Consider the following 19,760-nt stretch of genomic DNA (forward strand, 5'->3'; position numbering starts at 1 on the left):
GCGCCGCAGAGCATCGGAGCCCGGAGCACGCCGGTTCAGGGACGTCGCAGGCAGCAGGAGTTTCGCACCCCGCGCAGACCGCCCAGGCGATCGGATCACCGCAGCGCGCCCACCGCCGGGCCGATAACCGCCTCCAGCCGCCCCAGCGCCCCCTCCAGATCCCACGCCTGGCGCGCCCGGTCGCCCGTGGTATTGCTGATCACGCGCACCTCGGCGAACCGCGCGCCCAGGCGTGCCGCCGCGAGCGCGCACGCCGCCCCTTCCATCGCCTCGGCCAGTGCGCCCGTACGCCGCGCGACCTCCGCCGCAGCCCCGTCGGTGCCCGAGCACGCCGACACGCACGCGATCGGCGCCCGGATATCCGCGAGCGCCCCCATCCGCCGCCCTAGTTCCTCCGAAACCGGGAACGTCACGCCCTCGGGCGCCAACCCCATGCGCGCAAGATCATCAAACCCGCCCGGATGCACGAGCCCCTCGTCGGCGAAGACGCTCGCCGTCGCCAGGATCACCCCGCGCAGCCCCGGCGCGCCCGGCGACGGCAGCGATCCCGCCACGCCCACGCTCAGCACCGCCCCGTGGCGCGCGCCATCAAACACGCGCCCCACGCATCCCGCGGCGTTCGCCTTCCCCACCCCGCACCACGCCACGTCCGCGTGCGCGCCCGCCGCCACGATCTTCCAGAGTTCGCCGGGCCTTCCGCCCAGCCCGCGGCACACCGCCGCCACCTCGCGCGGGTGCGCAACAACGATCAGCACGCGATCGCCCGTGACGGAATCTGCCGCGACGGTCATCCCAGAGAATAGAACGGGCCCCGCCCGGGGTGCGCGCCCGTCGTCCGAGGTTCCTACGCTGCCTATGCCACCCGCCCAATGTGCCCCGCGTTTGCAGAGGAGCGACCGATGACGCACCGCGCCCCCGGCTCAGATCGCGCCCGTACGGCCCGCCACGCCCGCGTCCGCCGACGCGTCGTGGGCGTGCTCGCTGGCGCCGCGGCGCTCACCGCCCTGCTCGCCGCCATGGCCGGCTGGGGCGCCAACGCGCAGCCCCGCGCGGGCGGCGGGCGCGCGGGCGCGGCGCTCACCGGCGATCGCGCCGTCGCGGAGCGCACCTCGTTCGACGTCGTGACGACCTCCAGCGGCGAACTCGAGGCCCGCGAGCGCATCGAGATCCGCAGCCCGCTCGACCAGGAAGCCACCATCGTGCAGATCGCCGCCGAGGGCATCTGGGCGAAGAAGGGCGACCTGCTGATGCAGCTCAACACCGACTCGCTGCAGCAGAAGATCGACGACGAGTCGCTGCGACTGCGCACCGAGGCCGCCGAGCTCGGCAGCGCCCAGACCGCCTTCAACATCCAGGAGAAGGACAACGAGGCGAACATCCGCCAGGGGCAGCTCAAGGTCGATCTCGCGCAGCTCGCGCTGCAGCAGTGGCGCGAGGGCGACGTCAAGAAGAAGCGTCAGGACCTGACGCTCGCCATCGACCGCGCCAGCCTCGAGCTCGACCGTCTCGCCGAGCGGTTCCTCCGCAGCCGCGAGCTGCTCGAGGAGGGCTTCGTCAGCAAGGACGAGTGCGACCGCGACGAGGTGTCGTACATCGAGGCGATCTCCGCGTACAACACCGCGGTGCTCGCCCGCGACGTGTACGAGCAGTACGAGCTCGTCATGGAGGAGAAGAGCAAGGTCTCCGACGTCGACGAGGCGCTCGCGAACCTCGAGCGCATCCGCCTCACCGCGCTGAACGAACTCGAGAACAAGCGCCAGCGCCTCGAGGCGCAGAAGGAGCGGGCGACGATCGTCGAACGCCGCCTGCGCAAGCTCGAGGAAAACCGCGCCGCCGCCACCATCCTCGCCCCGAGCGACGGGCTGGTCGTCTACGCCACCTCGATGGAACGCAACTCCTGGCGGGGCGGGAGCGAGGGCCCCCTGCAGATCGGGCAGCAGGTCTACCCGAACCAGTTGCTCATGATCCTGCCCAACACCACCGAGATGATGGCCGCCGTCCGCGTCAGCGAGAGCCTCGCCGGACGCGTCCGCCCGGGACAGACCGCGACCGTGCGCATCGACGCGGCGGGGGCTCGCACGTTCGCCGCCACCGTCGAGGGCATCGGCGTGATGGCCGAGACCGGCGGCTGGCGCGACCCCAACCTCCGCGAGTACACCGTTCGCCTGGCGATCCACTCCGCCGGCAACTCCGACCTCAAGCCCGCCATGCGCTGCGAGGCGAACATCACGCTCGACACCGTCACCGACGCCCTCGCCGTGCCCGTCCAGGGCGTGTTCAGCGACGGGCCCGTCCACTTCGTCTACACGCCCGAGGGCTCGCGCTTCAAGCGCACGCCCATCAAGCTCGGCCGCCGCTCCGACACCCGCGCCGAGATCATCTCGGGCCTCAACCCCGGCGACGTCGTGCTCATCCGCGAGCCCACCCCCGGCGAGATCCTCACCCGCGATTGGGACACCCAGGTCCTCACCACCCTCGGCTACAAGATCGGCGCCGACGGCCGCCCCGTCGCCGGCGGCCCGCCCCCCGGCATGGTCCCGCCCGGCGCCGGCCAACGCCCCGACCGCGCCCGACGTGAAGGTGCCGGTCGCGAAGGCCGCGCCGGCGACGGCGCCCGACCCGCCCCGCAGAAGCCCGCCGCCGAGAAGCCCGCCGCTGAGAAGCCCGTCGCCGAGAAGCCCACCACCGAGCCTCCCGCGGCGGAGACCCCCGCCGCGACGCCACCTACCCCGACCCCCACGACGCAGCGTCAGTAGCCTCACGCCGCCTTCGGCGACCCGGCGCCCGCCGACGCGCTCTGCCGCCCGTCCAGCCGCCCGCACAGCGTCGACAGGCTGATGTCCTCGGCCAGCGGCTCGAAGTTGTCGCCCGCCACCGCGTGCCCGTCGATCTCCGCCACGTGCAGGTCCGTCGTCGCACGCAGGTCGATCCGCTCACGCCGCGCTTCGGCACGACGCGACGGCGTCAGCGTGCCGAGGATCTCCACCGTGGGGCGGCACGGGTCCTCCGCCGTCCACGTCACCACCGCCCCGCGCCGACCGTCCGACAGCGTCACCAGGCTGCCCGGCGGGTAGGGCGGGGCCACCTCCGCCAGCGCCCGCAGCACGACCGGGTCCAGACGCGCGCGCGTCTCGGCCCGGCGCATCATCGCCAGCGCGCGCACCGCCGGGCGCGGGGGCGTCAGATCGTCGCGCGCGCCCGGCGCGTGCGCCGGGTGGCGGAATCGCTCGAACGTCTCCGCCACCGCCACGATCCGCGCGAACACGTGAATCCCCGACGCCCGCGGCGGGACGCACGCGCCCTCGAGCGTCGGGATGCACGGGAACCCCTCCCCGTCCCAGCGCTGGTGGTGGTGCAGCACCACCGCCGCCGCCGCCGGCTCCAGCGAGTCCTTCACCAGATCAAAGCCCAGCGCCGGGTGCTCGCGCCACGCGGGGTCCGACTCGTCGAACGTCCGGTTCCAGCGCTCCAGCGCGTCGGGCGACAGGCGCGTCATGCCGATGTCGTGGAACAAGGCGCCCACGCCCAGGGGCGAGATGTCGCGCGCCACGCCCGCCGCCAAGCGCGCCCGCTCGCGCACGAGATAGAAGTCGAGCTTCAGCCCCATCATGAGGCTCAGCGCGCACACGTTGCCCGCGTGGCGCGCGGGCGGGTGCGCCTGGTCCCCCAGTTCGGAGAGAAACACGCCCGCCCGCGGGTTCATCACCAGCCGCTCGATCATGCCCATCACCGTGCGCCGGTACGACCGGAAATCCACCTCGACCGACGACCCCGCGATCGCGCCGTCCATCGACGCCGCCAGGCTCTGCGTGAGTTCGCGGCACGAATCCCGGAACTGCGGGTCCACGATCCGCACCAGGTCGTCGAGCCCCGGCACGCGCACCCAGAGTTCGCGCACGCCCATCTCGCGCAGACGCGTGATGGCGTGCGATTCCAGCCGTGCCCCCGTGCGGAGCAGCACCGTCCGCGCCGAGCCCGGGTGCAGCACCGGCTCGGCGAGGATCATCCCCTCGCGCGCTTCCACGATCGGCACCCGCAGCATGGTCCGCGTACATCGGCGCCCCGCGCCGCTCGCCCGCCCGCGTCCCGCGTCGCGCGCCGGCACCGCCCGCTATCGGACGTCATAGACGACACGATCGCGAGGCCCGCCCGCGTCCGACAGCATGCGGAACACGCCGGGCACCGACGGCGTGATCACCAGCACCAGCCGCGTCCGCCGCCCCGAGCCCGCCGACCCCGCCGACCCCAGCAGGTGCTCGCCCAGCGTCGGCGCGCCCGGCACCGGCGGGCCCAGCGGACGCGCGCCCGGTTCGCCCGCGTTGCCCGGCGGCCCTTGCCAGTCCGTCTCCGGCGCTTCGGCCACCACCAGCAGCGCATCCCCGCCCCGCATCGACGCGCCCAGCCGCAGCCGATCGAACACGATCGGCGCCGCGCCCGCGACGCCGGGCGTCCCGTCGGCCTCTCCCCCGCCCCGCGGGGCCGGGGCGCGCAGGCGCGTCGCGTCGTCCGCCGCGGGTACGAACCGCGGGACCAGCTCGACCTCCAGCACGCCCGGCTGCGTGCTCGCGGCGCCGTCGGTCGGGCGGTCGGGCGCGAACCAGCAGCGCAGCGCCAGGCTGAGCCGCCCGTCGCGCAGCGTGAGCGCGCCGTTGTCGAGCCACACGGTCGAGCGGCGCCCCTCGGGCGAGCGCGCGACCTCGGTCCACACCGTGACCTCGCCCAGCCACTGCGACTGCGCGGGGCCCGACACGCCGAGCTGGGCGCGCACGCGCGAGAGTTCCGCCGCGGGCACCGCGAGCACGCGCATCCCGTTGGCCCGCCACACTTCGAGCGCGCGCCAGTCGATCGGGGGCGTGCGTCGCTCGAGCGAGGCGAACACCTCGCGGGCGCTGGGCGCTCCGGGCGCGGCGGGCTGCTCCTCGACCAGCCACCACGAGACCTCGACGCCCGCCGTCTCCGCCTGCGAGCCCGCGCTCAGCACGGGGTCGGGCCGCTCGCGCGAGGCGCAGCCGCCCAACCCCAGGCCGGCGCACGCCAGCGTGGCCCCGACCAGCACCGCCGGGACGACCGCGCGCACACCCGGCGCGCCCGCGCGCACCCGGCGCACACGCTCCACCGATCGCACCGGCTTCGCTCCGCGTCCCATGCTGTCCCCTTACGCAGGCTCGAACGAGTTGATCCGGTCGATGAGCGCCCGCACGAGCCCGAACTTGTGCTTCGTGTGGTGGAAGTGCAGGCGCGGCAGGCCCGGCGGGCCGTCCTCGCCCTCCAGCGGGCCCGGGCTCTGCTCGATCCGCCCGGACTTCACGAGCACCGCGAACTCGGTGTTGAGCGCGTCGAGCGCCTCGGGCGTCAACGTCCCGCGCAGGCGGATCACCAGCCGGTCGCGCAGGTACCGCGACGAGTGGTACACCCGATAAAACCGGAAGATGTGCTCCGCCGCGTCGCGCGGGTCGCGCGCCAGGTGATAGATCCCCGGGTCCTCCGGGCTGATCCACCCGCGCGCCAGCAACTGCGACCGCACCCACCCGTCCCACGAGCGCCAGTAGTCGCCCCCCGCCCCCTCCACCAGCACGATCGGGATCGGCGTGCTCTTGCCCGTCTGCACCAGCGTCAGCGCCTCGAACGCCTCGTCCAGTGTCCCGAACCCGCCCGGAAAGAGCGCCACCGCCTCCGCCTGCGACACGAACATCAGCTTGCGCGTAAAGAAATACCGGAAGTTGATCAGCTTCTCGTCGCCCGCGATCACCGGGTTCGCGCTCGTCTCGAACGGCAGGCGGATCGCCACCCCGAAGCTCGCGTCGCGCCCGGGCCCCACGTGCCCCGCCTGCATGATCCCCAGCCCCGCCCCCGTGATGCTCATCCACCCCGCCTCGGCCATCAGGCGGCTGAACTCCACGCACGCCGTGAAATCCGGGTGCGCCTCGGGCGTCCGCGCGCTCCCGAAGATCGTCACCTTGTGCGGGTCGCGGAACTTCGCGAACACCCGGTACGCGTACCGAAGCTCCTTCACCGCGTTCGTGAAGAGCTTGATCTCGCCCGTGTCCCGCCCGTCGGGGATCAACTTCAGCGACGTCTGCACCAGCTCGCGCACCAGACGCGCCGCGAACGTCCCGGGCCGCCCGCCCGTCTGCTCGATCAGCCGGTCGATCGCCTGCAGCACCTCGGGCGAGTCCGCACGCCGGGCGACCGGGCTCACCGGCCCGCCCGCGGCCTCGGCCATCGCGTCGACCACCGCCTCCGGGCGATCCTGTGGTTCATCCAGCGGCATGGGAGGCGAGTGTAGCGCTACTCCGCCCGCACTTCGTCCAGCGACCGCCGCAGGTCCCGCGCGGGCGTCGCCCGCTCCTCGATCCGGCGCAGCCGTCGCTCCTGCTCGTCGGGCCCCTCCCCGAACAACTGCCCGATGAACCGCGTCGTCCCCGCCAGCGTCGACACCTTCAACTCCGGCGCCGACAGCGTCCCCTCCGCCCGCACCGTTACCAGTTCGTTGCGGATCCCCTCCAGCAGCCCCGTCACCATCGGGATGCGCGTCCGCGCCTTGGGCCGGAACCGCAGGTCCAGCTCCATCCCCGGCAGGCGCACCGTCCCGAACCCGAAGACCTCCACCGACCGCGACGACGCCGTCAGCGACTCGAAGTTCACGTACTCGCCCAGCACGAAGAACTCCGCCCCCGCGTAGTCCACGCGCTCGCCGATCGGGATCTGCAGGTTCGACACCCGCACCAGGGGCACCAGCAGCGGCATGTTCACCACCCGCCCGCCCTGCACCACCCCCGTCCCCCGACCCCGGCGCGACGACGGATCGTTCAGCAGCCCCGCCAGCGACAGGTTCGCGTCCAGCACGCCGCGCGAGCCGTCGGGCTCGTCCGCCTCGCCCGCCCCGTCGTCCCCCGGCGCGGCGCTCGTCCGCCCCAGGTCGCGCAGCATCGACGCGAACCGCACGTTCGACGCCGTGATCGTCGCCTCGTACCGCCGCCCGCCCGGCGCGGGCCCGGAAATCTCGACCTCGCCCGCCACGCGCCCGCCATGACACGACGCCGCCAAGTGGGGCACCAGCACCGTCCCGTCGGCCAGCCCCATGATCCTCGCCCGAGCGCCCGTCAGCCCCAGGCCCCCGGCGCGCACCGAATCAAACACCCCGAGCAGTTCGAACGTCACGCCCGACTCGGGCGCATCGCGCTGCACCACGAACTCCACCTCGCCCGACGCGTCCTCGACCGTCACCCCGGCCTGCATGCCCAGGCTCGCGAACCGGGCGCGCCCCTCCACCCCCAGCGCCCGCAGCGCCCCGTCCGCCCCGGTCGTCAGCCCCACGCGCGCCCGTTCCACCTGCACCGGGCCCACCGCGCGCACCCGCAGGTCCGCCAGCGCCGCGCGCAGCGCGCCCGGCGCCAGCGCCACCAGGTCGGGCGGCAGCCCGCTCGATTCCAGCGACGTCTCCGCCTCGATCGACGCGCCGCCGTCGTCGGCCAGCAGCCACCCGCCCTCGGCCTTGGCCGTCCACGCCGGCGCCCGCAGCACCACCCCGCGCATCCGTCCCTGGCGTGGAGAGAACTCGATCACGCCCTCGACGCTCGGGAAGTCGATCTCGACGTCGTCGAAGCGCGCCCGCATCGTCGTGGGCCGCACCGAGCCCGTCGCGTCCCAGCCGCCGTCGGCGCGCGGCGCCAGCACCGCGTCCAGGTCAAAGCGCCCGCGCAGGTCCGAATCCCGGAAGAACGCCGCCAGCCGGGGCGGGGCACCCTTCCCCAGCATCGTCCGCACCAGGGGTGATTCGAACCGCGCGCCCGTGTACCGCAGCGTCAGGGGCAGGTCGTCGCTCGCGCCATCAATGCGGCACGACCCCGACGCGCGCAGCGTCCCGTCCGCCTCGCCATCCACCGCGAGCCCCGCCTCAAACTCCGCGAACGACACCCGCCACGCGTCGTCGCCCGCCCGCGCCGCCTCGATCGCGCCCGTCGAAGACTCCAGGCTCACCCGGTGCCCGTCCAGCACCGCCGACACGCCCGCCAGTTCCGCCACGCGCACCGAGACCGCCGGACGCGCCTCGCCCGGCGCCCGACGAACGTCGACCCGCAGCCCCGCCCGCCCGCGCGGGTCATAGGTTCGGCGCGCCTCACGAATGGTCCGCCCGCTGTCGGGCGAGACCAGCGCCACCACTTCCTCCACGGGCGTGCGAAGGTCCAGCCCCGCCGCGCCCGCGTGCAACTCGAGCACGCCCCCGCCCTCGCCCGTGCGCCGTCGCACCCGCAGCGTCGCCGACGCGCCCGGCTCGGCACCGGCCGGGCCCAGCAGCCCGGCGACCTCGACGTCGATCCCCCCGGCGTCGGCGTCGATGGCCGCACGCACCCCGGAGATCGACACGTGTTCCGCCCCATCCTCGGACGCGGGCGACGCGGCGAGGTCGGTCGCGGTCGCTCGCACGCGCCACCCGACGGGGTCGGCCCCCATGGTGATCGTCGCGTCCATCGACCCGCGCGGGTTCAGGCGGCGGAGGAACTCGTGCAGCGACACCTCGCCCAGCGACACCTGCGCCGGCGCCGCCGCCAGCAGCGCGGGCGTAAGCACAACGCCCCGGGCCTCGACGTGCGCCGTGGGACGCAGCGGCGCGTCGGGCTGATTGATCCGCGAGACGTCCGCGCGGACCTCGAGCGTGAGCGTGCCCCCGCCGACGATCTCGATCGTCCCGCCCGAGACCGTCGCCTCCTGATCGTCCTTGATGATCGTCACGCCCCGCGCAACGAGCGGCACGGGCAGGTCGGGCGCCAGCACCCGCGCCTCGGGCACCGCGATCGTCACGCGATCGTGCCAGATGTTCCCGTGCCCCGGCTCACGGCGCACCTGGGCCCGCACGTCCACCGTGCCCCCGGGCAGCGGCGCGGACGCGTCCAGCAGCCCCTCGCGCACCAGGCGCTCGTGCGCCTCGCGCGAGAACAGCTCGTCCAGGATCCACCCGCGCGGGCCCATCGCCTCGCGCAGCACCCCGTCGATCGGCACGTTCTTCGCCGTCACGTCCACCGTCACCGCGGCCTCTTCCGTCAGCGACTCGATCAGCCCCGTCGCGTGCAGCGTCGCCCCGCCGGGCGCCTCCCCCTCGATGCTCTTGATCACGATCCGCCGGTCGTCGAACTCCACCTCGCCCCGCATGTTGTGGAAGCGGTACGGGAAGCGCTCGAACGCCGCCGTCGTGTTCCGCAGGCGCAGCGATCCGTTCACGGAGAACTCGTCCGGCGCCGCGCTCCGCGCCCGCGAGATCGTGACCGCCACGTCGATCGTCCCCGTCGGGTCGGAGAACTGCTCGAGCCGCCGACGCACCAGCCCGGGCGCGAACTTCAGGATCTCGGGCTTCTGCGCCACGTGCAGGTCCACGCAGCGGATCGTGCACACGAACGGCGCGTCCGGCGTGTTCCCCTCGGTTGTCAGCGTCACGTCGTACGGCAGCCCCTCCATCAGCCCGCTCAGCGACGCCCGCAGCCCCTCGGTCGTGAACGACAGCGTCCCGTTCACCTGCTCCAGCCGAAGCCGCTTCTCGGAGTCCTCCGGGCGCACCGGCACGTCCCGTCCGTCCGCGTCCTCGCCGGGCTTCACGCCCACCGGCAGCGTCAGCGCCACGCCCCGCAACGCCGCGCTCGCCTCCACCCGCCCGTCAAACCCGTAGCGCAGCGTCCCGCCGAAGACGTGCCCCTCCATCGCCAGCGCGCGGAACGTCTCGCGGAACGCGCCCGGCATCGAATCGGCGTCCCACGACGACAGCGACACCACGCCCAGGCTGATCCGCACCTCATCGTCCGTGATCGCGCCCGTCAGTTGCAGCCCGCCCGGCCCGGCCACCGGCAGGCCATCGGCCCCCAGCTCGCTGAACGCGATGATCATCCCGCCCGACTGGTCCTCCGCCCGCGCCACCTCGCCCGCCACCGGCACCTGGCGCAGCATCCGATACCCGCCCTGCCCGTCGTGCTCGCCCAGCTCCACCGTCCCCGACCGCACAACCACCGTCGGGATCGACAAGCGCCCCGTCGGCGACGACGTCGGGCTCAGCGCCGCCGCCGCCAGTGACCCGTCCCGCGTCGATTGGCTGAGGCGCGCCACGGGCGACACCAGCAGCACCGACGTCAGCCGCGGGCTGCCCCGCAGCACCGAACCCCAGTCCACATCCGCCTCGACGCGCTCGGCCGAGAACACCACGCCCCCGACGCCCGACACCCCGGGCGCCCGCACCTCGCTCTTCTCGATCACCACCCGCCCGTCCGCGTGCAGGCGCACGCGCGCCGCCGTCACCTCGCCGCCCGTCAACGCCGCCAGGTCGCGCAGCACCAGCGCCCGGATGACGACCGTTCGCCCCAGCCACCAGCCGCCCAGCACCAGCACGATCAACAGGCCCGCCGCCCACGCCGCGCGTCGGCGCCAGCGGCGTCGACGCGGTCGAACGGGTTCGGGCTCAACGCGCGCGGGCATGGGGTGTTCCAACGGCCCTCCACCCACACCCGGGCCACCGCTCATGATACTGCACCCCGCGCACCGTCATTCCCGCTACCCGCCCATCTCCCGTACGCTTTCGCCATGGCCAAGGCCCGACGCGTCTTCCTCTGCCGCTCCTGCGGCTCGGCTCATCCCCGCTGGCTCGGCAAGTGCCCCGACTGCGGCACGTGGGACGCGCTCGAAGAAACCACCCTCGACCCGCTCGCCGCCAACGACACGCACAAGGGCATCGCCGCGTCCATGGCCCCCGACGCCGACACCGCCCCCGCGCTCGCCGCCCGCATCGACGAGATCGACCCCGAGGGCGAGATCGTCCGGCGCCTGCCCACGGGCATCGGCGAGCTCGACCGCGTGCTCGGGGGCACCGCCGACAACCGGGGCCTGGTCCCCGGGTCGGTCGTGCTCGTGGGGGGCGAACCGGGCATCGGCAAGAGCACGCTGCTCCTCCAGGCCGCGTATGCCTGGGCCGCCTCCGGCAGCGGCGTGCTCTACGTCACCAGCGAGGAATCGGCGCAGCAGGTCGCGCTGCGCTCGCGCCGCCTGCGCGACGACAGTGCGCCCCAGGGCACCCGCGCCCCGATCTCGCTGCATGTCCTGGCCGATACCAACCTCGCCCGCATCGTCGAGCAGGCCCGGCGCGTCGCCCCGCGCGTGCTCGTCATCGACTCGGTCCAGATGATCTACAAGCCCGACGTCCCTGCCGGGCCCGGCAGCGTCACGCAACTCCGCCGCTGCGCGGCCGAACTCGTCTACTTCGCCAAGGCCTCTGGCGTCGCGGTCGTCCTCGTCGGGCACGTCACCAAGGACGGGCAGCTCGCCGGCCCGCGCCTCCTCGAACACCTCGTCGATTGCGTCCTCACCTTCGACGGCGACCGGCACCACGCCCACCGCGTCGTGCGGGGCGTCAAGAACCGCTTCGGCACCACCCTCGAGGTCGGCCTGTTCGAGATGACCGGCGCCGGCCTGCGCCCCGCCCCCGAGGGCTCCGGCCCCGCCGCCATGGACGCCGCCCGCCCGGGGTCGTGCGTCTGCCCCGTCCTCACCGGCACGCGCTGCCTGATGGTCGAACTCCAGGCGCTCACCGCCACCGGCTTTCTCGGCGCCGCCAAGCGCAAGGCCTCGGGCATCGACCCCAACCGCCTCGCCATGCTCATCGCCGTGCTCGAACAGCACGCCGACCTCCGCCTCGCCGACCGCGACGTCTTCGCCAGCAGCGTCGGGGGCGTCCGCGTCGTCGAGCCCGCCAGCGACCTCGCCCTCCTGCTCGCCATCGCCGGGGCCCACCTGCGCCGCGCGCTCTCGCCTCGCACGGCGTGCGTCGGCGAGGTCGGCCTGGGGGGCGAGATCCGCCCCGTGCCGGGCATGGAACAACGCGTCCACGAGGCCGCCCGCTTGGGCTACGCCCGCCTGCTCTGCCCCCCGGGCATCACACACACCGTGCGCGGGCTGGAACTCTGCCCCGTCGCGAACGTCGACCGCGCGATCGAGCACCTCACCTGACGCGATTCACATCAGCAGCGCGACCGCGACCAGCCCCGCGGCCAGCACGCCGATCATCAGCACACGCACCACCGTCCGCCGGGCGCGCACCCGGCGCAGGCGTGCCGCGTGCGTGCCCGGCGGCGGGAGACCCATCACGTTCGCGTGCCCGCACTCCGGGCACACCAGCGCGCCACCCTTCACCTCCGTGCCGCCCAGGTGCTGCCCGCACGCCTCGCACACCGCGTGGCGCGGCGTCAGTCCGTCGTACACCGACCCGCTCACGCCCCGCCCCGCAGCCACGCCGGCACCTCCGCCACGCGCCCCTCGCGGTCGACGCACGCCAGCGTCGTGAACGCCGCCGCCACGACCTCGTCGAGCGGCGCACCCGCGCGCTCCACCACCGCCAGGTCGTACTCGTGCTCGATCTTCACCCTGCCCGCGCCCCGCACGCGCGTGCGAACCTCCACGATGTCGTCGTACAGCACCGGACGCCGGTACCGCACGTCCAGTTTCACCACGACCAGGAACACGCCCAGCGCCTCGAGCTGCGCGTACGACACGCCCGACGTCCGCAGCAACTCCGTCCGGGCGGCCTCCAGCCAGGGCACGTACGCGGCGTGGTGCGCCACCCCCATCGGATCGCACTCGACGTACCGCACGCGCAGGCGCAGCGCCCCGCTGGTCGCGGGCGCCACCGCGGGGATCTCGCCCGCCGCGTGCGCGCGTTGAGCATGGCCCTTCACGCCAAAAACATAGCCGAACTCCGGGAACCTTCCCGGCGCGGTCGCGTCTTTCCTCACCGGAGCCGTGACCGCGGGCGGACCGGGAGCGTCGCGTAGACCTGCGCGACTGCGCGCCCCGGCGAGCATCCCAGAGGAGCTGATTGTGCGCCACGCATCCGCCATCGTCGTGCTCGCATGCGGTACCACTCTCTCGAGCGCGCAGGTCGCGTTCGACACGTACACGCCCGCCGGCACCCACAGCACCAACCTGTTCTACGCCGTGCCGTACACCAACTCCACCAATGTCGAGCAGATCGGGTTCCGGTTCATCTCCCGCGATTCCGGGCCCGTTCAGCGCATCACCCTGTCCGCCGTGCGCAACAACCTCACGCCCGCGCCGGTCGTGCAGCTCTACGCAGACGACGCGGGACTTCCCGGCGCACGCCTGGGAGAATGGCCGATCAACCTCCCGGTCACGCCCCCCGGCTCGCTCTCGTTCACCTCCGTCGACATTGCCAATGGGCCCTCGCTGTCCGGCGGATCCCCGTACTTCCTCGTCGTGCGTCAGCCCATCGTCAGCCTCGCGCAGCGCACCGACTGGTACATCGGCAGCGTTACCAACGTTGGCACGCTCGTGTGGCGCGGGGATGAGTCAGGCTCCTGGGAGCAGGACGAGAAGCCGTACGCCGCATTCCGCGTCATCGTCCCCGCGCCGCACAGCGCGGCCGCGCTCGGGATCTTCTTCGTCGCCGCCTCCCTGCGCCGGCGGCGCTGACTGTCTGGACCGCCCCGCCCACCCCTATCATCCCCTCACATGACGCACGCCTCGTCCGACGCATCCGGCGCGACCGCCGGGCAGCGTTTGCCGGCCCCGCCCGTCACGGTGCGGCGGCTGCTCCCCACCGACTCCATCCCCGCGATCACGCGACTGCTGCACCGCGCGTACGCCAAGCAGGTCGCCATGGGCCTCGCCCCGCTCGCCGGGCGACAGGACGACCGCACCACCGCCGAACGCGCCGCCAACAGCGAGTGCTACCTCGCCCTCATCACCGACCACCCCGGCGCACCCGAACGCATCGCCGGCGTCATCCTCTTCGAAGAGCACGAGCACGTCACCTTCCCCCCCTTCTTCCGCCGCCCCGACGTCGCCCACTTCGCGCAGTTCGGCGTCGATCCCGACATCCAGGGTCGGGGCGTCGGACGCCTCCTCCTCGAGACCGTCGAACGACGCGCCCGCGAGAACGACGCCGCCGAACTCGCCTGCAGCATGGCCGAGCCCGACCGCGAGCTCTACGACTTCTACATGAAGCGCGGCTACCGCCTCATCGAGCACTGGCAGTGGCCCTACACCAACTACCGCTCCTGCATCCTCGGCAAGCGCCTCCGCTAGCACCGTCCCCGCATCCGACGCACGCGCCGGGCGAACCCACCGCCATGCTCCACCTCCTCGCCGCGGCGGCGTCCCTCGTCCTGCTCCTCTCCCCCGCCATCGCCCAACCCCCGGACCCGCCCATCCCCGCGGCCGGCGACGACATCGCCCTCGCCCGCCGCGCACTCGAGACCATCCACCCCGGCTACGACCGCTACACGCCCCGCGCCGCGCTCGACGAGGCGTGGGACCGCCTCGCCCGCGAGGCGTCGCAGGGCATGAACGAGCGCGCCCTCTACACCCGCCTCTCCGAGATCACCGCCCTCATCCGCTGCAGCCACACCAAGGTCGAGCCGTCCGCGCCGTGGGCCGCCTGGCGCGCCGACGCACCCTCCTACCTCCCGCTGCGCCTCGGAACGTCCGCGGGCGCCACCGTCGTGCTCGCCAGCGCCACGCCCGACATCCGCCCGGGAGACGAGATCCGCTCGATCGACGGCGTGCCCAGCGTCACGCTCATGGGCCGCCTCGTCTCGCTCGTGCCCGCCGACGGCTTCACCGACGAGTCCCGCTGGTTCGCGCTCGGGGGCATGAGCGACCTCGACGACTGCGAGTTCGACCACTTCGCGCCCTTCGTGCAGCCGATCGCCAACCCGGCCCGCATCGAAGTCCGCGCGCCGTCCGAGAGCGTGTCGCGCCTCGTCGACGTCCCGCTCGTGACGCGCGCCCGGCGCGCCGAACTCCTCGGCCCCCCGGCCCCCGCCAACCTCGACGAGGCCGTCTCCCTCTCCTTCCCCGCGCCCGGCGTCGGCCTGCTCCGCATCGGCACCTTCGTCGCCTACCGCAAGAACATCGCGCCCGCCGACATCTACCGCCCGCTCTTCGAACGCCTCCGCGACGAGCACGCCCGCACGCTCATCATCGACCTCCGCGACAACGGCGGCGGGAGCGACTCGGCCGCCATCGACCTCCTGCGCTTCCTCCTCGCCGAGCCCCTCACCATCTCCGGCAAGGCCTGGGTCCGCACCTACCGCTTCGGCGACCTCACCGACCGCCTCGAAACCTGGGACCGCTCCGTCCTCTCCCTCCCCGACCAAGCGTTCACGCCCCTCGACAACGGCTACTTCCAGCTCAACGCCCAGCCCGAGTCGTTCGACCCGCTGCTCCCCACCTTCACGGGCCGCGTCATCGCGCTCTGCGGCCCCGCCAACCAGTCCGGCGCCACCCTCTGCCTCGCCGGCCTGCGCGACCGACGCAACGCCACCCTCATCGGCGAGCCCACCGGCGGCTCCGTCGAAGGCCCCACCGCCGGCGTCATCCTCTTCCTCCCCCTCCCTCACAGCGGGTTCAAGCTCCGCATCCCCGCCATCCGCTCCGTCACCGGCCTGCCCGCCACCCCGGGACGCGGCATCGACCCCGACATCACCGTGAACACCACCGCGCGCGACCTCGTCGCCAAGCGCGACCCCGTGCTCGACGCCGCCCTCCGCGAAGCCGCCCGCCCGCAACCCTGAGCACCGCGAGCGCGCCCCCCGCCCGCCCGCACCCCGCCCGCCCGCAACAATCGCCCCATGCGGGCCGTCGTGCAGCGTGTGCTCTCCGCCAGCGTCACCGTCGAGAGCGCCGTCGTCTCGTCGATCGATCACGGGCTGCTGGTGCTCGTGGGGCTCGACATCGCCGACACCGAGCACGACGCCGCGTGGCTCGCCGAAAAGCTCGCGCACGTGCGGATCTTCGAAGACGCCGAGGGCAAGATGAACCGCTCGGTGCTCGACGTTGCCGGCGCCGTCCTGCTGGTGCCGAACTTCACGCTGGCGGGCGACGCGCGCAAGGGCCGCCGCCCGTCGTTCGACCGCGCGATGCGCCCCGAGCACGCCGAGCCGCTCTTCGCGCGCCTCGCCGACCTCGTGCGCGCCCGGGGCGTGCGCGTGCAGACGGGCGTCTTCCGGGCCGAGATGCGCGTCGCGCTCGTGAACGACGGCCCGGTCACCATCATCCTCGACAGCCCCGGCCCGCCCCCCGCCTGAACCCGCGCCGCTGCCCGCCCCATCACCCGACCACCCGCAGCAGCGCCCGGGCGGCGAGCCACTCGGGCACCAGCCCCGCCGCCATGTCGCGCACGCGGCACGCCAGCGGGTGCTCCCACTGCGAGAGCGCGCTCAGCCGGCGCGATTGCGCCGAGAGGCGCGCACACCGCGCCCGCCGCCGCCGCCCGTACCGCGTCAGCGCCGCGTCGAGGCGCTCGCGCGTCACCGGCCCGCCCGCGCCCGCCGCCCCGAGTTCCTCCGCCAGCACCACCGCGTCCTCGATCGCGGTGCACGCCCCTTGCGCAAGGTCGGGCGTCATCGGGTGGGCCGCGTCGCCCAGCAGCACCACGCGCCCGCGATGCCACACGCGGGGCACCGGGCGATCGCGGATCTGCGTCCGCACGGCCCGCTCCGGATCAGTCATCTCGAGCGCCCGCGCGATCGGCTCGTGCCACCCGCCGAAGACCCGGCGCAGCGTCGGGAGCGCATCCGCGTACCCGCCCTCGGGCGCGTCGCGCATCCCGGCGTACCAGTACACGTCCTCGCGCGAGATCTGGAACATCCCGAACCGCACGCCCGGCGCCCACGTCTCGAACGCCTCGCCCGCGCGCAGCCCCGCGTCATCGAGCGCGCACACGCCCCGCCAGAGCGCATACCCCGCGTCGCGGGGCGGCTCGTCGCCCGCGACGAACCCGCGGGCCACCGAGCGCAGCCCGTCCGCGCCGATCACCAGCTCCGCCGCGTGCTCGGCCCCGTCGGCGAACCGCGCGTGCGCGTGCGCGTCGTCGGTGCGCAGCCCCGTGCACCGTCGCCCCATGACGACCGCGCCGTCGTGCAACGCCCCGCGCAGCACGTCCTGCAGCGCCGCCCGGTGCACGCCGATCGTCGGCGCCCCGGCGCGCTCGCCCACGCCCTCGACCGGCGTGACCGAGATGACCGAGCCGTCCGCCCGCCGCACGCGCGACACCCGCAGGGGCCACCCGCGCGCCAGCACCGCCCCGTCGAGCCCGAGCGCCCGCAGGGCGCGCACGCCGTTGGGCCAGAGCGTGATCGCCGCCCCGGCCGCGCGGTACGCGCTCGCCCGCTCCATGACGCCCGCGCCGACGCCCCGCGCCCGCAGCGCGAGCGCCGCCGCCAGCCCCCCGATCCCGCCTCCCAGGATGAGCACGCGCATGCATCGCCGGGCGTGCGCCCGGGCGATGAGCCCGCGCCCGCGCCCCGCCTGAGCGGGGGCTCACGGGCGTCCTACCGGGCCTTGCTGTCGCCGCGTGCGAAGATGCTCGCGACGTAGTTGAGCACGTCGGTGGCGCTGGTCTCGTTGTACCCGAAGTTCTTGATGAGGCGCTGCTTCACCACGTCGATCTTCTTCTGCGTCTCGTCGTCCACGACGCTGCTCACCAGGTTCTTGAGCTTGATCGTGTCGCGCTGGTCCTCGAAGAGCTTGAGCTCGAGCGCGCGGTAGAGGCGCGCGTTCGTGTTGTACTCGAACTTCTTCCCGTCGAGCGCCAGCGCCCCGAGGTAGTTCATGATCTCCTGGCGGAAGTCGTCCTTGCGCCCCTCGGGGATGTCGATCTTCTCCTCGATCGAGCGCATGAGGCGTTCGTCCGGCTCGTCGTCGCGCCCCGTGTACTTGTTCTTCACGCGCTCCTTCTGCGTGTAGGCGCGCACGTTCTCGATGTAGTTCGCGCACAGGCGGCGGATCGCGTCCTCGTCCGCGCTGATCGCCCGCTGCACCTCGCCCTTGATGATGTCCTCGTACTCCTCCTTCACCACCGACAGCAACTCGCGGTAGCGCTTGCGCGTGTTCTCGTCGCTGATCAGCGAGTGGTGCGACAGCCCGTGCTCCAGCTCGTTCAGCACCATGAACGGGTTGATCCCCTTGTCCTCGAGCGCCTGCCGCCCCACCAGCGTGTTGCTGATCTTGTCCTGGATGTACCGGGGCGAGATCCCGTTCATCCCCTCGCGCACCGTCTCTTCCTGCAGCTCGCGCACGCTGTCCTCGGTGAAGCCCGGGATGCTCTTCCCGTTGTACAGCTTCAGCTTCTGCAGCAGCGTCAGCCCGGCCTTCTTGGGCTCCTCCAGGCGCGTCAGCACCGCCCACATCGCCGCCACCTCCAGCGTGTGCGGCGCGATGTGGATCCCCTTGATCCGCTGCGTCGAGAAGTCCTTCTCGTAGATCCGCACCTCGTCGTCCAGGCGGATGTTGTACGGCACGTCGATCTTGATCGTCCGGTCGCGGAACGCCTCCATCATCTCGTTGCTCTGCAGGCGCTTGTACTCCGGCTCGTTCGTGTGCCCCAGGATCACCTCGTCGATGCTCGTCTGCGCGAACTTCTTCGGCTTGATCGTGTGCTCCTGCGTCGCCCCCAGCAGGTCGTACAGGAACGCCACGTCCAGCTTCAGGATCTCGATGAACTCGCACACCCCGCGGTTCGCGATGTTCAGCTCCCCGTCGAAGTTGAACGCCCGCGGGTCGCTGTCGCTCCCGTAGATCGCGATCTTGCGGTAGTTGATGTCCCCCGTCAGCTCCGTGCTGTCCTGGTTCTTCTCGTCCTTGGGCTGGAACGTCCCGATCCCCACCCGGTCCTTCTCGCTCAGCACGATCCGGCGCACCCGCACGTGGTCCATCACCTTGCGCCAGTCGCCCTCGTAGAACGACATCAGGTCCTCGAACACCTTGCGGCAGAACGGGTCGGGCTCGCCCGTCAGGCGCAGCCGCCCCCCGTGGTGCACCGGGCGGTACGCCTCGTTCAGGCGCGCCAGCACGTCCTCGCGCGCCTCGCGCGGGATCAGCACCAGCGGGTCCTCGTGCATCGGGCACGGGAAGGCGTGCGTCTTCTGCGCCTCGCGCTGCCCCGCGCCGATCGGCGACACCTCGCACTGCTCGTTCAGCAGCCACGAGAACGAGTACAACGCCCCCTCGGGCGTCCGCGAGTAGTGCTCGATCCCCTTCTTCAGCAGACGCGCGATCGTGCTCTTGCTGCTCCCCACCGGGCCGTGCAGCAGCAGGATGCGCTTGTCCGTCCCGTACCCCTCCGCCGCCGAGCGCAGGCAGTCCACCAGCTGCATCAGCGCCGAATCAAGCCCGAAGATCGCGTCCGCGCCGTTGTCGAACGGGTCGGTGAAGAACGTGTACCGCACCACTTCCTTCTTGAACGCGCGGTACCGCTCGCTCCCGTGGCTCATGATCGCGTCGTACAGGCGCTGGTACGCGTTGCGCGCCACGCCCGGGTTCTGCGCGCACGTGTCCAGATATTCCCAGAACGTGCCCGTCCAGTGGTGATCCTGGAACTTGCGCCGGTCCAGGCGCGACTCCACCGCCGCCGCCAGGTCCCGGCCCGCCACCGGCACGCCCGCGCCGCCCGCGTCCCGTGCACCGCCGTCACGTCCCAGATTCGCGCGATATTCCTGCATGCTCCGGCACTCCCGTGCGAGCCCAAACGGGCTCCCGTGCGAGCCCCCAGGGGCTCCTGTGCGAGCCATCGATCCGTCGATCACGCACTTGTCACGATGCCCCGGGGTCCGGAACGCAGCCCCGAGAACCCGATCCGACCATGTCAAGTATCGGCCCGTTCACACCGCCGGGCCAGAGTCGTTCCGCCCCGACACGCCGAATACCCGACCCATGCTTGTACGCACGAACCCCCGATCCGGTTGTGGTTCCCGGTCCTGCTCACCCTC

At 73.1% G+C, this 19,760-nt stretch carries 15 protein-coding genes; 6 read left to right on the plus strand and 9 right to left on the minus strand.

Annotation, left to right across the window (positions count from 1 at the left end; translation table 11 throughout):
* Window positions 1–95: 95 nt before the first annotated feature.
* On the minus strand, window positions 96–791 hold the full coding sequence (gene mqnB / locus SFY69_07955) for a futalosine hydrolase (protein MDX2131969.1): 696 nt from the start codon (window positions 789–791) through the stop codon (window positions 96–98).
* A gap of 108 nt (window positions 792–899) precedes the next feature.
* On the opposite strand from mqnB, the gene SFY69_07960 reads away from it, so the two are divergent.
* The gene (locus tag SFY69_07960; GenBank protein ID MDX2131970.1) at window positions 900–2,756 is read left to right on the plus strand and encodes an HlyD family efflux transporter periplasmic adaptor subunit; all 1,857 of its coding nucleotides are present in this window, start codon (window positions 900–902) and stop codon (window positions 2,754–2,756) included.
* Window positions 2,757–2,758: 2 nt separating this feature from the next.
* Here the strand turns inward: SFY69_07960 and SFY69_07965 are convergent, their stop codons facing one another.
* The 4 genes from SFY69_07965 to SFY69_07980 all read right to left on the minus strand — a co-directional run bounded on the left by SFY69_07965 (window position 2,759) and on the right by SFY69_07980 (window position 10,458).
* Window positions 2,759–4,042, minus strand: coding sequence for an HD domain-containing protein (locus SFY69_07965; GenBank protein ID MDX2131971.1), 1,284 nt, complete (start codon window positions 4,040–4,042; stop codon window positions 2,759–2,761).
* A gap of 69 nt (window positions 4,043–4,111) precedes the next feature.
* On the minus strand, window positions 4,112–5,146 hold the full coding sequence (locus tag SFY69_07970; GenBank protein ID MDX2131972.1) for a hypothetical protein: 1,035 nt from the start codon (window positions 5,144–5,146) through the stop codon (window positions 4,112–4,114).
* Between the two features lie 9 nt (window positions 5,147–5,155).
* Window positions 5,156–6,271 carry an LOG family protein gene (locus SFY69_07975; GenBank protein ID MDX2131973.1) on the minus strand — a complete coding sequence of 372 codons (1,116 nt, stop codon included), beginning with the start codon at window positions 6,269–6,271 and terminating at the stop codon, window positions 5,156–5,158.
* 17 nt (window positions 6,272–6,288) lie between these two features.
* Window positions 6,289–10,458 (minus strand): hypothetical protein, encoded by a 4,170-nt coding sequence (locus SFY69_07980; protein ID MDX2131974.1) that lies wholly within the window; start codon window positions 10,456–10,458, stop codon window positions 6,289–6,291.
* Between the two features lie 105 nt (window positions 10,459–10,563).
* On the opposite strand from SFY69_07980, the gene radA reads away from it, so the two are divergent.
* The gene (gene radA, locus SFY69_07985) at window positions 10,564–11,982 is read left to right on the plus strand and encodes a DNA repair protein RadA (protein MDX2131975.1); all 1,419 of its coding nucleotides are present in this window, start codon (window positions 10,564–10,566) and stop codon (window positions 11,980–11,982) included.
* Between the two features lie 6 nt (window positions 11,983–11,988).
* Here radA and SFY69_07990 read toward each other — a convergent pair whose 3' ends face one another.
* Window positions 11,989–12,264: a hypothetical protein gene (locus SFY69_07990; GenBank protein ID MDX2131976.1), complete on the minus strand. Its 276-nt coding sequence runs from the start codon at window positions 12,262–12,264 to the stop codon at window positions 11,989–11,991.
* Window positions 12,243–12,707: a thioesterase family protein gene (locus SFY69_07995; protein ID MDX2131977.1), complete on the minus strand. Its 465-nt coding sequence runs from the start codon at window positions 12,705–12,707 to the stop codon at window positions 12,243–12,245. Before SFY69_07995 ends, SFY69_07990 begins: the two co-directional genes overlap by 22 nt.
* Window positions 12,708–12,849: 142 nt before the next feature.
* Between SFY69_07995 and SFY69_08000 the strand changes: the two genes are divergently transcribed.
* The 4 genes from SFY69_08000 to dtd are packed head-to-tail and all read left to right on the plus strand — an operon-like array spanning window position 12,850 to window position 16,079.
* Window positions 12,850–13,461, plus strand: coding sequence for a hypothetical protein (locus SFY69_08000; GenBank protein MDX2131978.1), 612 nt, complete (start codon window positions 12,850–12,852; stop codon window positions 13,459–13,461).
* 39 nt (window positions 13,462–13,500) lie between these two features.
* The gene (locus SFY69_08005; GenBank protein ID MDX2131979.1) at window positions 13,501–14,076 is read left to right on the plus strand and encodes a GNAT family N-acetyltransferase; all 576 of its coding nucleotides are present in this window, start codon (window positions 13,501–13,503) and stop codon (window positions 14,074–14,076) included.
* A 44-nt stretch (window positions 14,077–14,120) separates the two neighbouring features.
* On the plus strand, window positions 14,121–15,566 hold the full coding sequence (locus SFY69_08010; GenBank protein MDX2131980.1) for a S41 family peptidase: 1,446 nt from the start codon (window positions 14,121–14,123) through the stop codon (window positions 15,564–15,566).
* A gap of 57 nt (window positions 15,567–15,623) precedes the next feature.
* Window positions 15,624–16,079, plus strand: coding sequence for a D-aminoacyl-tRNA deacylase (dtd, locus tag SFY69_08015; GenBank protein MDX2131981.1), 456 nt, complete (start codon window positions 15,624–15,626; stop codon window positions 16,077–16,079).
* 22 nt (window positions 16,080–16,101) lie between these two features.
* Here dtd and SFY69_08020 read toward each other — a convergent pair whose 3' ends face one another.
* Window positions 16,102–17,253: an FAD-dependent monooxygenase gene (locus SFY69_08020; GenBank protein MDX2131982.1), complete on the minus strand. Its 1,152-nt coding sequence runs from the start codon at window positions 17,251–17,253 to the stop codon at window positions 16,102–16,104.
* Window positions 17,254–17,324: 71 nt separating this feature from the next.
* Entirely contained in the window at window positions 17,325–19,493 is a 2,169-nt protein-coding gene (locus SFY69_08025; GenBank protein MDX2131983.1) for a serine protein kinase, read from the minus strand.
* Window positions 19,494–19,760 lie beyond the last annotated feature (267 nt).

This window comes from Planctomycetota bacterium (assembly GCA_033763975.1).
GTDB lineage: Bacteria > Planctomycetota > Phycisphaerae > Phycisphaerales > UBA1924 > RI-211.